Annotated in this window: 13 protein-coding genes; 8 read left to right on the forward strand and 5 right to left on the reverse strand. The window is 64.7% G+C overall.

The genetic code is table 11. The features are described from left to right. Window positions 1-16: 16 nt before the first annotated feature. Window positions 17-721: a GntR family transcriptional regulator gene (locus tag AC1Q6V_RS08020; protein ID WP_010812617.1), complete on the reverse strand. Its 705-nt coding sequence runs from the start codon at window positions 719-721 to the stop codon at window positions 17-19. A 145-nt stretch (window positions 722-866) separates the two neighbouring features. On the opposite strand from AC1Q6V_RS08020, the gene AC1Q6V_RS08025 reads away from it, so the two are divergent. From AC1Q6V_RS08025 to AC1Q6V_RS08040, 4 genes are all read left to right on the forward strand, one after another. Continuing rightward, entirely contained in the window at window positions 867-2,561 is a 1,695-nt protein-coding gene (locus AC1Q6V_RS08025; protein WP_011616486.1) for a thiamine pyrophosphate-binding protein, read from the forward strand. 65 nt (window positions 2,562-2,626) lie between these two features. Further along, window positions 2,627-3,628: a tripartite tricarboxylate transporter substrate binding protein gene (locus tag AC1Q6V_RS08030; protein ID WP_454751346.1), complete on the forward strand. Its 1,002-nt coding sequence runs from the start codon at window positions 2,627-2,629 to the stop codon at window positions 3,626-3,628. Between the two features lie 94 nt (window positions 3,629-3,722). Further along, on the forward strand, window positions 3,723-4,415 hold the full coding sequence (locus AC1Q6V_RS08035; protein ID WP_011616484.1) for a TVP38/TMEM64 family protein: 693 nt from the start codon (window positions 3,723-3,725) through the stop codon (window positions 4,413-4,415). A gap of 177 nt (window positions 4,416-4,592) precedes the next feature. Continuing rightward, window positions 4,593-5,708, forward strand: a complete 1,116-nt coding sequence (locus tag AC1Q6V_RS08040) for a sensor histidine kinase (protein ID WP_439672355.1) — start codon at window positions 4,593-4,595, stop codon at window positions 5,706-5,708. A gap of 47 nt (window positions 5,709-5,755) precedes the next feature. Here the strand turns inward: AC1Q6V_RS08040 and AC1Q6V_RS08045 are convergent, their stop codons facing one another. Then, a complete protein-coding gene (locus AC1Q6V_RS08045; protein ID WP_454751347.1) occupies window positions 5,756-6,784 on the reverse strand; it encodes an AraC family transcriptional regulator in 1,029 nt (342 codons plus the stop codon). A 252-nt stretch (window positions 6,785-7,036) separates the two neighbouring features. Here AC1Q6V_RS08045 and AC1Q6V_RS08050 point away from each other — a divergent pair, with 252 nt between their 5' ends. The 4 genes from AC1Q6V_RS08050 to AC1Q6V_RS08065 are packed head-to-tail and all read left to right on the forward strand — an operon-like array spanning window position 7,037 to window position 9,950. Continuing rightward, window positions 7,037-7,381 (forward strand): hypothetical protein, encoded by a 345-nt coding sequence (locus AC1Q6V_RS08050; protein ID WP_011616480.1) that lies wholly within the window; start codon window positions 7,037-7,039, stop codon window positions 7,379-7,381. Next, window positions 7,371-8,030: a Dabb family protein gene (locus AC1Q6V_RS08055; protein WP_011616479.1), complete on the forward strand. Its 660-nt coding sequence runs from the start codon at window positions 7,371-7,373 to the stop codon at window positions 8,028-8,030. The genes AC1Q6V_RS08050 and AC1Q6V_RS08055 overlap by 11 nt, the downstream gene beginning before the upstream one ends. Further along, window positions 8,027-8,902: an SDR family NAD(P)-dependent oxidoreductase gene (locus AC1Q6V_RS08060; RefSeq protein WP_454751348.1), complete on the forward strand. Its 876-nt coding sequence runs from the start codon at window positions 8,027-8,029 to the stop codon at window positions 8,900-8,902. The genes AC1Q6V_RS08055 and AC1Q6V_RS08060 overlap by 4 nt, the downstream gene beginning before the upstream one ends. A 16-nt stretch (window positions 8,903-8,918) precedes the next feature. Further along, window positions 8,919-9,950: an NADP-dependent oxidoreductase gene (locus AC1Q6V_RS08065; RefSeq protein WP_454751349.1), complete on the forward strand. Its 1,032-nt coding sequence runs from the start codon at window positions 8,919-8,921 to the stop codon at window positions 9,948-9,950. Between the two features lie 43 nt (window positions 9,951-9,993). On the opposite strand, the gene yddG is transcribed toward AC1Q6V_RS08065, so the two are convergent. The 3 genes from yddG to AC1Q6V_RS08080 form a co-directional block, all read right to left on the reverse strand. Further along, window positions 9,994-10,938, reverse strand: a complete 945-nt coding sequence (yddG, locus tag AC1Q6V_RS08070) for an aromatic amino acid DMT transporter YddG (protein WP_010812627.1) — start codon at window positions 10,936-10,938, stop codon at window positions 9,994-9,996. Between the two features lie 282 nt (window positions 10,939-11,220). Then, complete coding sequence (locus AC1Q6V_RS08075; RefSeq protein WP_011616477.1) at window positions 11,221-12,189, reverse strand: tripartite tricarboxylate transporter substrate binding protein; 969 nt, start codon at window positions 12,187-12,189, stop codon at window positions 11,221-11,223. Window positions 12,190-12,215: 26 nt separating this feature from the next. Then, a complete protein-coding gene (locus tag AC1Q6V_RS08080; protein ID WP_454751379.1) occupies window positions 12,216-13,103 on the reverse strand; it encodes a pyridoxal-phosphate dependent enzyme in 888 nt (295 codons plus the stop codon). Between the last annotated feature and the right edge of the window lie 161 nt (window positions 13,104-13,264).

Below are 13,264 nucleotides of genomic sequence, written 5' to 3' on the forward strand. Positions count from 1 at the left end.
CGGCATTGGCTGGCCGCTAGCGCTGTTCGGCCAGGTAGATCCTGGTGAGGCCTTTCGCAATGGCCTCGACGATCTGCTCGCGCCGCAAGGCAATATGCGAAGTCAGGCATTTTTCCCCCTTCTCCCAGTCGTGGGCCTGCAAGGCGTGAACGATTTCAGCGTGTTCGCTCTGGGTGGAATCGCGCCCGATATTCTCCATGTCGATCCAGCGGATAAACCGGATGCGTTCGTTCAGGCTGACCAGCATCCGCTTGAGTTCGGCGTTGCCCGCCATGGCGGCGATGCGCAGGTGAAAACCTTCGTCCAGTTCCACCAGTTGCGGGATCGGGGTATTTGCGGGCACCGACTTGCTGTGCTCGAGGTATCGCGCAAGCTCCTCGATGCTCTCGGCCGAGGCCCGCTCGAACGCCAGGCGCAGGCAATCGCGCTCGATCGTTACGCGTGCTTCGTATAGGTCCAGCATTTCCTGGATATCGAGCGGCCGGCGCACATAGCCGCGGCTGGACTCCACCAGGAAGCCCTCGGTGGCAAGGCGGGTCAGCGCTTCGCGCACTGGCGTCCTGCTCACGCCGAGGCGTTCCGCCAGTTCGATCTCATTGAGTCGTTCGCCCGGCTTGAGCTCGTAGGAAATCGCCATCTCGCGCAATCGACTGATGACATCGGATCCCCGTTTGCGCCTGACAGCGGAGATCAGCGGCTTCATGCCGTTGGTTGCTTGCATAGATATTCCTCGTTGGCCGCGATCATACCCGACGCTGCCGAGCCTTCAGGTGACGCATCCATCCCTTCAGGTTTAAGTATACTTAATTGTATCCTGCAGTGTATTCTTATCTCGCCTGCTCGACACTGACTTGGAGACTCCTGGAATGACGAAGATGAACGGCGCTGAAGCCATGGTCCGAATGCTTCAACTGAATGGTGTAAAGCACGTCTTCGGGCTGTGCGGCGATACCAGCCTGCCCTTCTATGACGCCATGGCCCGCCTCGACCATGGGATTGACCACATCCTGACGCGCGATGAGCGCAGCGCCGGCTACATGGCTGACGCCTATGCCCGCGTAACCGGCAAGGTTGGCGTATGCGAGGGGCCCAGTGGGGGCGGAGCCACCTACTTGCTGCCGGGTCTGGTCGAGGCCAATGAGTCTTCAGTGGCTGTGCTTGGGATTACCTCGGACGTATCGGTCGGCTCGCGCGGCAAGTACCCCCTGACCGAACTCGACCAGGAAGCGCTGTACCGCCCCCTCACCAAGTGGAATACCACGATCGACCGCGCCGACCAGATCCCGGGCGCGGTGCGCGGCGCCTTCCGCGCCATGACCACCGGCAAGCCCGGATCCGCGCACCTGTGTTTGCCATACGACGTGCAGAAGCATGAGGTGGATGCTGCCGAGGTATGGGCGCAGCCTGGCCACGACCGCTTCCCTGCCATGCGCTATGCGCCGGACCCGGCCGAGATCGAACGGGCAGCGCAGCGGCTGGTCGCAGCGCGCCTGCCGGTCATCATCTGCGGCGGTGGCGTGGTCATCTCTGGCGCCTGCGCAGAACTGGAAGCGCTGGCCGGCATGCTGAATGCCCCGGTCTGCACCACCGTCAGCGGGCAAGGCAGCCTGGCCGACACCCATCCGCTGAATACCGGCGTGGTCGGTGCCAATGGCGGCATCATGGCCACGCGCGAGATCGTCGCCAAGGCCGATGCCGTGCTGTTCATCGGTTGCCGCGCCGGCTCGACCACCACCGAGCATTGGCGCTTCCCGTCGCGGGACATCGCAATCCTGCATCTCGATGCGGATCCGATGGTGATTGCCGCGAACTACCGCACTGACGTCGCCATGGTTGGCGATGCCCTGCTCGCCCTGAAGGCGCTCAACGCCGCCGTGAGCGACCGCCTGCCCCACCGCCCGTCCGACGCCGCCGACGGCGCCGCGCTGGCCGGTGCCGCGCGTGCCGCCAAGCTTGCCGCCTTCGCACCGCTGGCAGCCTCGCTCGATGTGCCGATCAAGCCGGAACGCGTGGTGGATGCGCTCAACCGGCTGCTGCCGGATGACGCCGTCGTGGTGGCCGACCCCGGCACGCCCTGCCCGTATTTCTCCGCGTATTACAACGCCAGCAAGCCTGGGCGCCATTTCATCACCAACCGGGCCCACGGCGCCCTTGGCTTCTCGATGTCGGCCGGGATCGGCGCGGCCGTTGGGCGCCCGCGTGCGACCGTGGTATCGGTCATGGGCGACGGCAGCTTCGGCTTTACCTGCGGCGAGATGGAAACGCTGACGCGACGCAAGATTCCGCTGAAGATGATCGTGTTCTCGAATGCCGTCTACGGCTGGATCAAGGCAAGCCAGAAGGCCGGCTACGAACAACGCTACTTCTCGGTCGATTTCAGCCGCACGGACCACGCGCGCGTTGCCGAGGCGTTCGGCATCAAGGCCTGGCGCGTGGAAGACCCGGGACAGCTCGATGCCGCGATTCGCGCGGCGCTGGAGCATGATGGCCCGGCGCTGGTCGACGTGATTTCACAAGAACTGCAGGACACCGCCGCACCCGTGAGCCAGTGGATGGGCTGACATCCAGGCCATGTCCAGAACGCTTATCTGATCCGAACCAAAGCTCAACGATGGGAGAGGTATCTATGTCTAGCCGACTTGCGGCACCAAGCCGCCAGAAAGCGCTTGGTGCCGGCGTGGTGGCCCTTGCCTGCCTGCTGCTGCCGCTGACAACGGCAGCAGCAGGGCCTGACAATGCCACGCCACTGAAGCTGGTGGTCACCTTCCCGCCCGGCGGCAGCACCGACATTGCCGCACGCATCATCCAGCCGAAACTGGCGGAGGCGGCCGGGCGGCCCGTGGTCATCGAAAACCGGCCCGGCGCAGCCAGCCAGGTCGCGACCCAGTACGTGGCTCGATCCGCGCCAGACGGCAATACCCTGCTGGTCGCCTTCGATACGCATGCGATCAACCCCGTGGCGAAGTCCAGGCTCCCCTATGACACGTTCAAGGACTTCACTGGCGTCACGTTTGCCGTGCGCTTCCCGCTCGTGATCGGCGCATCGCCCACCGTTCCTGGCAAGGACCTGCGCAGCTTCCTCGACGCTGCGCGGCGTGAGCCGTCCAAATACAGCTACGCCTCCACCGGGCTTGGCTCGATGAACCATCTTGTGGCCGAGGACCTGAAGCGGCAGGCTCGGGTCGAGTTGATGCACGTGCCGTACGCCGGCGGGGGTCCCGCGGTCCAGGCAGTGCTGGGCAATGTGTCCAGCATCACGCTGCTGAGCTATGCGGCCCTGAAGGGCCAGATCTCTGCCAACAAGATCAAGCCGCTGGCCGTGACGGGCGCGCGCCGCCTGCCCGACCTGCCCGATGTTCCAACCGTCATCGAGTCCGGGTTCCCGGACTTCGAGGCCTACTCGTGGATCGGCATCTTCGCACCGGCAGCCACCCCACCTGCGGTCGTCAGGAAACTGACGGAAGATTTCCAGACCGCATTGTCGGACCCGGAAACCAAACGAAAGCTGACCGCGGCCGGCTTCGAGGTCATGGCCACCGATGGTCCCACCGTAGACCGCTATGCGCGCGAGCAATACGAGCGCTGGCACAGCTTCGTCAAGAAGACCGGGCTGAAGCTGGAAGACTGAGGCGGGGCCGAACGCATCGTATTCGGGGGTGTCGCGGACCGGGCCTCGGGGAATCACCTCGAAACTTTGGCCCGGCCTGCGGTTCTAATTTTGTATGGTGAGCAAATTGTCTGCCAATCGGCGCCCCGTCTGGTTCTGGCTTGCAGTCGGCGCCGCGACGGTGCTGATTGGCCTGGTCGTCCTGTCGCCTCCGTTCAAGGCCTTCGTCGACCAGGCCATCGATTGGGCGCGGGCGACGATGGAACAGCACCCCGCGGCAGGCGCGCTGGTCTTCTTCCTGTTCTCGGCCGTGTCTGCCATGCTCGCCTTCGCCTCGAGCGTGGTCCTGGTGCCGCCGGCCACCGAGGTGTGGGGCAAGCCGCTCACCATTGTTCTGCTCTGGGGCGGCTGGCTGCTGGGCGCTGTGGCCGCCTTCGGCATCGGCCGCCTGGCTTATCCATTGCTCGCCCGTAGCGGTTACGAGGACAAGCTCGCGAAGTACCAGGACTACGTGTCGCAGCGCATGAAATTCTGGGCGGTGCTGCTGTTCTGTATCGCGGTTCCGTCGGAAATTCCCGGTTATCTGTTCGGCTCCATGCATTACCCCTTCCGGAAATTCCTGGCCGCGATGGCCATCGCCGAAGCGGGCTATGCGTTGGGTATCGTCGTCGCCGGGGAAAGCCTGGCAATCGACCGGCCCTTACCTTTCTTTGTCGCCATCGGCATCCTGGCGGTTGTCGCGGTGCTGGCGGGCCTGGTGCTGCGTGCGGTCAGGAAGCACAGGTCTGGCGGCCTGCAACGGCGCTGAACGGGGCCGCCAGGGATCTGCGGGAGACGAATTTCGCCCCCACGGCTCAACCGACGTTTGTGCCGAATCGGTCATTCCAGGCCGTTTCCGACGCTACTTGGAACCGCTGACAACTAGCCTAAGATAAATTCTCAAGAGTGCATTTCCGGGGCTTGCTCAGTTGCTTCAGGGGGAGACATGCGACTAGCTGACTTCATCTTGCGGAATACAGGGCGCATTGTGGCGGTATGGGAGGAGTTTGCGACCACCCTGCTGCCTGCCGCAAGAAGCATGGACTCCCTCGCGCTGCGTGACCACGCACCGCAGATCCTGCAAGCCGTGGCGAAGGATTTGTTGACCCCGCAAACGAGGGAAGCTCAACGCGAAAAATCAATGGGGCAGGCCCCCAGGCTACTCGGTGCGCCGGAGACCGCCGCACAATCACACGCCCTCATGCGCGCGCGCGGTGGCTTCAACATCAATCAACTGGTCGCTGAATACCGGGCGCTGCGCGCCAGCGTGCTGCGTTTGTGGATTGACGAATGTCAGCCGGCCGCCCCGGATCTGGACGAAGTAATGCGGTTCAACGAGGCTATCGATCAGGCAGTCGCGGAATCCGTGGATTTTTTCCATTCGGAGGTAGAGCAGGCTCGCGACCTGTTGCTCGGCATGGTTGGGCACGATATGCGCAGCCCACTGCAGACCATCCAGACGACCGCCACATATCTGGCGGCGCTGAACGCTGGGGAGAAGGTATCGGAAGCTGCAGCCCGGCTGATTCGAAGTGGTTCCCGCATGAATTCTCTTCTGAATGATCTGTGCGATTTCAACCGAACGAAACTCGGCTTGGGTATCAACATCACGCCTGACGACGTCGATCTGGCTGACTTGGTTGCCGATACCGTGGACCAGTTGCGTGCGGCGTATCCGGCCCGCCGCATCGATCTTGAGGTGAAGGGCAACGTGCAGGGTATTTGGGACGGTCCGCGCCTGCAGCAACTGCTTTCTAATCTGGTGCTCAATGCGATAAGGTACGGCGCGCCGGACGAGCCGGTCCGCGTTGTAGTCACCGGCCATGACGCGGAAGTCCGTCTCGAGGTCAGGAACAGTGGTCCCGCCATTGACCCGCTGTCGCTGCAGCGCCTTTTTGACCCGCTAAGGAGAGGCCCGGATCAGGAGCACAAAAACGCGGACGGACTCGGACTCGGGCTGTATATAGTGAGCGAGATTACCAAGGCCCATCAGGGATCGATCGAGGCGCGCTCCGACCAGACAGGGACCGCGTTTGACGTGCGTCTGCCGCGTCGCAGGTAACGGCGCGCGCAGCCTGTTCTCTGTCGCCGACAGCTGGAATTACCGCTTCACGAACTCCCGTTCACCACCTCACCCCTGCTTTCCCGCCTGAAGCGCGTCGGCGCATGCCCGGTCCAGCGCTGGAACGCCCGGCGAAACGCTTCCTCGCTGGCAAAGCCAAGCTGCTCCGCGATTCTTCCTACCGGCCAGTTGGTCGTGCACAGGCATTGTTCCGCGTATTCCTGCAGGCTGTGTTCGCGCAGTACCCGGTAGCTGCTGCCGTCGGCAGCGAGACGGCGGCGCAGGGTCGGTTCGCTCACGTCAAAGCGCATGGCCAGTTCAGCCAGCGTTGGCAGCCGCGCGCCATGCACCAGCGCTGCATGCAGGATGCCATGCACCTGCTGGCTCAGTGATACGACCTCGACCGGCGCACCGATCAGCCGGTAAGGAAAGTCTTCCAGGAACGCATCGAGCTCCGCGGCCTGGCGCACGACCGGCCGGTCGAGCAAGGCCTCATCGAATTCGAATCCGTAGGTCTGGGCCCCGGACGTGACCGCGGCATGGAACAAGCCCAGGAAAGGCATGGCGTCCTCGCGCCGGGGATGCGCCAGGTAGACGTGGGTCGGGCGCAGCGGCTGGCCGACCAGCCAGCCGAACAGCAGCATATAGAAGAAGAGCCCGGTCAGGTCCACCAGGCAAGCCGCGGAGGAGTTCGCACGCCGCAGCGAATCCATGCGGAACACCGCCTGCCCTGCGCTTTGCCCGAGGCTGAGCGTACCGGCGCGCGGATACAGCATCGCGCAGAAGTCGGCAGCGCAGCGGATCGCCTCCCTCAGCGTCTGGCTGCTCAAGACGCAACGGCACAGCAAGTCCACTTCCTGCTTGCGCATGGGGGGATGGCCGTTGCCTTTGGCGACCAGGGCTTCCAGCCGCTCGATCGCGGCGCGATAGAGCGCGGTGAACCTGGCGGGCGGCGCATGCCCGGATGCGCCGGCGGCAGGTGGAACCTCGACGCCCTGCCGCTTCAGTTCGTCCAGCAGGCGCTGCACCATGCCGTGCGGAACAGGTACGGGATTCCCCGGTATGTGGGCATTCATGGTCGCTGGTCGTGATTGCTTCGGTAGCGATGGTTGATCGTTCGGGTGGGGATCCGGTGCGGCCTGGCCTCCCATAATCATCCCGGCACTTCCACCCGCGCGACAGCTTGCGCACGGCCTGGGCGATGGAGGTTGCCATGCGATGAACACCATGCCTATACGGGACAACCCAATGACCGCGCTTCCCTCCCGCAAACCCGCGGCTCCGGCATCGCAGCCCTGCTGCCCTGCCTGCGCCGCGTGAGACACACAATGATCCACATCCTCGATGAAATCGTGCTCGCGCCCGGGCACCTGCCCACTGTGCTGAGCCTGCTGGAAAGTCAGTACTTGCCTGGCAGCGCCGCCAGGGGCCTGGCACTGCTGCAGCGCTGGGTGTCGCCGCCCGTGGCGCTGGAAGATGCACCCAATACGCTGTGGCTGCTGTGGCAAGTGGCGGATGCGCCGGCTTACTACGCCATGCGCGCAAGCATCGATGCTCCGGCCCTAGCCTTCTGGTCGACAGTCGGCACGCTGTGTGAAGCCCGCCGCCGCCATGTGATGGCCGAGGCGACAGCTGCGCGGCCCCGGCGCAAGGAGCATGGCGATGCGGCTTGAGACAGCACAGGTGCGATTGCACGCCGGCTTCAGCGCCGGGACGTGCACACAGGAGCAAGCCTTGCTTGCCCGCGTTAAAACACTGCCGGGCCTGCGCCATGTGGCGATTGGCCGAAACCTGGCGGGAAGCTGGGGCGCTGGCGACTACACGCTCGACCTGCGATTCGGCGCGACTGCATCCGGCTCGCCCGGTCACGGCACCGGCCTGGCTGCCGCGCTGGACGGCATGGCAGAGGTGGATAGCGTCGCCTATCACCCGATCTCGGGCGGTCTGCGCGCCCCTCAGCTGCGCCACGGGATCTGGCGCACGCTGATGTTCCGGGTCCGGCCTGAAGCGCCGGACCGGCAGGTCCGCGCACTTGAGCAGGACCTGCTGCGGATGCCCGGTTACATGCCCGGCATCCGCAACTGGCGCCTTGCCCGCGTCTTGTCGCCCGGCACCTGGACCCATGTCTGGCAGCAGGAGTTCGCCAGCGCGGACGACCTGCTGGGCGAATACCTGATGCACCCCTTTCATTGGGGCCGCGTCGACCGATGGTTCGACCCCGAGTTTCCCGAATGGACAGTCCAGGCGATCTCCCACGCCTTCTGCCCGCTCGCGACAAGCCTGATTGCCAACCACAACCGCACAGAGGAATACGCGCCATGACCGCACACGGAAAACTGACAGGAAAGATTGCGCTGGTGACCGGCGCCAGCCGCGGCATCGGCCGTGCCATCGCGCAGCGCTTCGCGGTGGAGGGCGCGCTGGTGGTTGCCACGGCACGGCGCGCAGGCGAGTCCGAGGACGAACCTGGCACGCTGGCCGAGACGGTCGGCCAGATCAGGCGGCAAGGGGGCAGTGCCATCGCGCTGGCGGCGGACCTCGAAGACCCGGCGCAGCGCGACAACCTGGTGGCACAGGCGGCAAGCGCCGCGGGCGGTCTCGACATCCTGGTCAACAATGCCGGCATGGCGGAATACAGCGGCATCGAATCGATGCCGCTGGAAATCTTCGACAGGACGGTCGAGCACTACCTGCGCATCCCCTTCGTGCTCAGCCGCGCAGCGATCACGCTGCTGCGCACGCGCGGCGCGGGATGGATCCTGAACCTGGGCTCCGTCACCGCCCTGTCGCCTGCTCGCCCGTATCAAGACTTTGACCGGGCTGGCGGGGTCACGGCCTACGCCGCGGTCAAGGCTGCCATCAACCGGTTCACAGAGGGCCTGGCGGCAGAACTGGAGGCCGACAATATCGCGGTCAATTCGGTAGCGCCAAGCACGGCGATCCTCACGCCAGGCAGCGAACGCTATATCCCGGACGGCTATCCGACCGAGCCGGTGGAGTACCTGGTGGAAACGGCGCTTGCACTCTGCAGCGTGCCGGCCCGGCTGCGCACCGGCCACATCGCCCATAGCCTGCACTTCCCCCTGGCGCACGGGCTGGACGTCCATACGCTGGATGGCAAGGGCATGCTGCCGCCGCCCGTGATCCCGTCCTGGGCACATCCCGGCCTGAGCCACGACCTGTCCGCAAGCTAAGCCCATGGAGAAGAGCATGCGCGCTGTCGTCATTGATCGTACCGGCGGACCCGACGTACTCAGGCTTGGAAACCTCCCGACGCCGGAACCCGCTGCCGGCGAAGTCCTGCTCCGCGTGGCCTGTGCCGGCGTGAATCCCGCTGACTGGAAATGCCGTGAAGGCTATCTGAGCCACTTCATGCAGTACAGCTTCCCGTTCGTGATCGGCTTCGATGCCAGCGGCGTCGTGGCAGCGGTGGGAAGCGGCGTCAAGGATTTCGTCCCGGGACAGCGCGTGTTCGCGCAAACCGCGGTCGGCGCAGGCAAGTGGGGTTCCTATGCCGAATACGTCGCGGTCAGCCAGGATTGCGTGGTGCCGATTCCCGACAATCTGGGATTTGCCGAGGCCGCGGCCGTCCCGACCCCGGCGCTGGCCGCCTGGACGGGACTCTTCGACGAAGGCGGACTCAAGCCAGTGCAGACGGTGCTGGTTCATGGCGGTGCCGGCGCGGTCGGCACGTTTGCCGTGCAACTGGCAAAAGCAGCCGGGGCAACCGTCGCAGCCACCTGCAGCGCGGCACGCCGCGACGAACTGATGGCGCTCGGCTGCGACCTGGCAATCGACTACCGTGGCGGCGACATCGCTGCCGCGATGCAGGCATGGGCGCCGGCTGGCGTCGACCTGGTACTGGACGCCGTTGGCTGCGGCACCCTGCCGAACGGCATGGACCTGCTCAGGCCCGGCGGCATCCTTGTCGCCATCCTGACGCTGGTCAGCGGCGACAACGGCCCGGATCCTGCCGCAGCCGCGCAGCGCGGCGTCCGCACCGCGGTGGCGTTCAGCAAGATGCCCAGCGGCGCGCGGCTGCGCGAGATCGCGGCGCTGCTCGACAGCGGGCGCCTGCGACCGCCCCGCATCGAATGCCTGCCGCTGGAACACGCGGGGCGCGCACTCGATCTGGTCCAGTCGGGCAAGGCGGCAAGCAAGCTGGTGCTGCGTATCGCCGAGCCAGCCAATGCACACGACCTGGTCGCTGGCTTCCAGTCAGGCAGGCCGACCAAAAAATAAGTTGGATACTGCTTGCTTGATCAAACAGCGCGGTCGCACGCACTCACGGTTCCTGGACACGTTCGCGCGACTGCGGTAATTCCGGCAACGGAGGTGCCTTGGAACGTTGCCCACGTGTTGCCAGCCAACAGAGGATCGACCCCGCACATACCATGGATGCGCCCTTCCAGAAGTCGATCGACAGGGGTGTACGCAAGAGCATGGCCGCCAGGGCGGCGGAAAGTACCGGAATGAAGTAGGAAGCGCCGGCAAGGACGGTGACATTGCCATGCAGGATGCCAACATTCCAGGCCGCATAGCCGAATCCCATCGCAGAGGCGGCCAACGCAAGATAAATCACTGCCTGATAGCTGAATTCCATCGACCCGCTCTCTGTGGCGAAATACTTGATCCACAACGCCAGCGCTGTCAGCATGAAGAACAGCGTGATGCCATTCCTGCCTTCGGCAATCCGGTTGGTCACAGTGCAATACGCCGCCCAGATCAGGGCACCAAGGAAGGCCAGCCCATAGCTGAGCGGATTGTCCTGGATGTTCTCCGCCATCCCGGCGAAGTCCAGGCCCTGATCCCCGCCAAGCACCCAGCAGATCCCGAGAATGGCGATCAGGAAGCCGGGAATGATCAGCAAGTTGGCCTTCTGCTTGTTGAATGCGATGGCACACAGCATGGTGAAGCTCGGCCACAAGTAGTTGACCATCCCCACCTCAATGGCTTGCCTGCTGCTGTTGGCATAGCCAATGGACAAGGAAAGACACAGCTCGTACGAAACGAACAGAATGCTTCCCCAAACCAGATAGCGCCGGGGAAAATCCTGCATTCTGACGAAACCGACTGTCAGCAAGAGCAGGGCCGAGGCGACGGTATAGATCATTGCCGCCCCACCGGTTGCCCCAAGGTTTTCGCTGACACCGCGAATCAGGCCGACAATCGAGCTCCATAACAGAATCGCGATGAGCCCGATGAGAGTTGCTTTGCTCTTGCTTTGCATGACACCTGTTTGCGCCTACCAGTCGATCTGAACCATCGGCATTGTAAGGGCACCATGCTCAGCCGCAGCCAACGCGGGTATGGCCCGTCATTTCACCTGCTTGGCGTATTACCGGCCGGATACGTCGATCCAGATGGGAACGAAGTGGAGAAGGTGCCGGGGTTTTCACCGCTCCCAGAGCAGGCATCTTCAGCAACTGGGCCAGCCGTCATGTTGTGGCGGTCACGACGCGGGCCGATATAGACTCCCCATGTCAGGATCCAGGCGCTTGTCCAGGTCTAGTCATTCGGGTTGAATGCCAGCCTGCTTAGCCAGATTCGCCCAGCGATCCGTCTCTGCGCGCAGCCGGTCTCCGAGTTGAGCAGGCGAGGACGCCTTGAGGTCGATACCTTGGCTGTCGAGCCGTGCCTTGGTCTGCGGATTCGTCAATGCCGCGCGGACTTCGTCCGCAAGCCTGCTCACGACGGCAGACGGTGCCCGCGCGGGAGCCACCAGGGCCCACCATTGGCTGACCTGCATTCCCGGCAGCCTGGCTTCGGCTGCGGTCGGAACACCGGGAAGCGAAGTCACGCGCACCGGCCCCGTCACCATCAAGGCCGCGATCTTGCCACCGCCAAGCAGGCTGCTGCCGCTTGCCAGCGTAGCGAAATGGCCTTTGACCAGTTGGGCGGACACATCGGTCAGCGCGGGCGCCGAGCCCCGGTACGGTACGGCATCGACCGGGATGCCCGCCTGCGCTTCAAGCATCTTGGCGGCCAGATGGCTGATCGTGCCGTTCCCGCTGGTGGCAAGCTGCAGCGGCGTTCCTGCCTTGCGTGAGTCCGCAAGGAAGCGCTGGACGTCGCCAGCGCGATAGTGCGTGCTGTCCGCGAACAGGATGAGCGGCGCCTCGCCGAGCAGTGAAACCGGCGTGAAGTCGCGCAACACATCATATGGCATCTGGCGGAACACCGACGGCGCCACGGTATGAGCCAGCTCGATGACGCCCAGCGTGTAGCCGTCGGGAGCCGACTTTGCGAGGATGTCGGCGCCGATGCGGCCGGAGGCGCCGGCGCGATTGTCGACGACCACGGGCTGGCCCATCGATTCGCTCATTCGCTGCGCGACCGCACGGGCCAGCGCATCGGTGCTGCCGCCGGCAGCCCAGGGCACGATCAATCGGATCGGCTTTTCAGGATAGGCGGCCAGGGCCGACGGTACCTGAGCCGCGAGGCCGAAGGTGATGGCAGTCAACAGAGAACGCAAGTTCATGGGTGGCTCCGAATATTGTCTGGAAATCAAGCTTGTCCCGGATCGCGATCGCCGCGTGCAGTCAGCATCAGCATGACTGCTTCCGTCCTGGCGATGCGCCCGTCGGCGCGCAGCGCTTGCGTGGCGGCAAACCCCGCTCCCGCGCACAGCTCGACCCAGAATCCGGCCGCAGCGAGACGGCGGGTACCGTCGCGTGCTGCCGCGTCGTCGATGATCACCGCGCCGCCGCCCGATTGCCTGACGGCGTGGACCTGCTGCGCGGTCACGGTCGAGCCGGCCGTGGAGAATTGCTGGGTCGTGCCCGGGAAGTCGGACTGCTGCGACGCGCCCGCCAGCACGCGCGACAGCCGCGGGAACGGCTCGATCGCCCAGAGGCGGGGCAGCTTCGGGAGATGTCCCAGCGTGACCAGGTCACGCAGCGCGCTATAGATGCCCCACAACAGATCCCCGCGCGCCGTCGGCACCATGACATGGTCGGGGCGGCATCCTTGCGCCACCCACTCCAGTGCGACAGCACGGTAGCCTTCCACACCGAATACCGGGCTACCCACCGCGGGCACGCTGTAGTTGGTCAGTGCAAAGGCTCCCTCTTCCCTGACGCGGCGGCGGACATGCGCCCATCGCGCGTGACCGTTGTCGCAGATGACACGCCGCGCACCGTAGTAACGCAACGCCGCATCGAAAACGGACGGAAGCGCCTGGTAGGTCGCGACTTCGCAGTCCAGTCCCGCGGCGGCGCAATAGGCCGCGGCTGAGACTGCGGCGTTGCCGCTTGACGCCAGCACCACCTCGCTCGCGCCAATATCCAGCGCCCGGCTTACGGCCTGCGCCGACATGCGATCCTTGTGCGAGCCGGTCGGATTTGCGCCTTCATTCTTGATCCATACGGACGCCACGTCCGCCAGCGACGCCAGGGTTGGCACCGGTACGCATGGCGTGGCGCCCTCCCCCAAAGACACGCCTTCCAGGTACGGCTGCCAATGCCCCCATGTATAACTTCCGCTTCTTGGTGCAAAATCCAGTGCGTGGTGCTGGTAGGCAACTTCGAGACTACTGGGCCGGCCGGCGCTTGCGC

The organism is Cupriavidus sp. GW823-FHT07B10, from assembly GCF_058794355.1.

Bases quoted from the DNA above. Each gene is read 5' to 3' on its own strand.
- AC1Q6V_RS08020 (WP_010812617.1), bottom strand. From the start codon at position 721: ATGCAAGCAACCAACGGCATGAAGCCGCTGATCTCCGCTGTCAGGCGC.
- AC1Q6V_RS08025 (WP_011616486.1), top strand. From the start codon at position 867: ATGACGAAGATGAACGGCGCTGAAGCCATGGTCCGAATGCTTCAACTG.
- AC1Q6V_RS08030 (WP_454751346.1), top strand. From the start codon at position 2,627: ATGTCTAGCCGACTTGCGGCACCAAGCCGCCAGAAAGCGCTTGGTGCC.
- AC1Q6V_RS08035 (WP_011616484.1), top strand. From the start codon at position 3,723: ATGGTGAGCAAATTGTCTGCCAATCGGCGCCCCGTCTGGTTCTGGCTT.
- AC1Q6V_RS08040 (WP_439672355.1), top strand. From the start codon at position 4,593: ATGCGACTAGCTGACTTCATCTTGCGGAATACAGGGCGCATTGTGGCG.
- AC1Q6V_RS08045 (WP_454751347.1), bottom strand. From the start codon at position 6,784: ATGAATGCCCACATACCGGGGAATCCCGTACCTGTTCCGCACGGCATG.
- AC1Q6V_RS08050 (WP_011616480.1), top strand. From the start codon at position 7,037: ATGATCCACATCCTCGATGAAATCGTGCTCGCGCCCGGGCACCTGCCC.
- AC1Q6V_RS08055 (WP_011616479.1), top strand. From the start codon at position 7,371: ATGCGGCTTGAGACAGCACAGGTGCGATTGCACGCCGGCTTCAGCGCC.
- AC1Q6V_RS08060 (WP_454751348.1), top strand. From the start codon at position 8,027: ATGACCGCACACGGAAAACTGACAGGAAAGATTGCGCTGGTGACCGGC.
- AC1Q6V_RS08065 (WP_454751349.1), top strand. From the start codon at position 8,919: ATGCGCGCTGTCGTCATTGATCGTACCGGCGGACCCGACGTACTCAGG.
- yddG (WP_010812627.1), bottom strand. From the start codon at position 10,938: ATGCAAAGCAAGAGCAAAGCAACTCTCATCGGGCTCATCGCGATTCTG.
- AC1Q6V_RS08075 (WP_011616477.1), bottom strand. From the start codon at position 12,189: ATGAACTTGCGTTCTCTGTTGACTGCCATCACCTTCGGCCTCGCGGCT.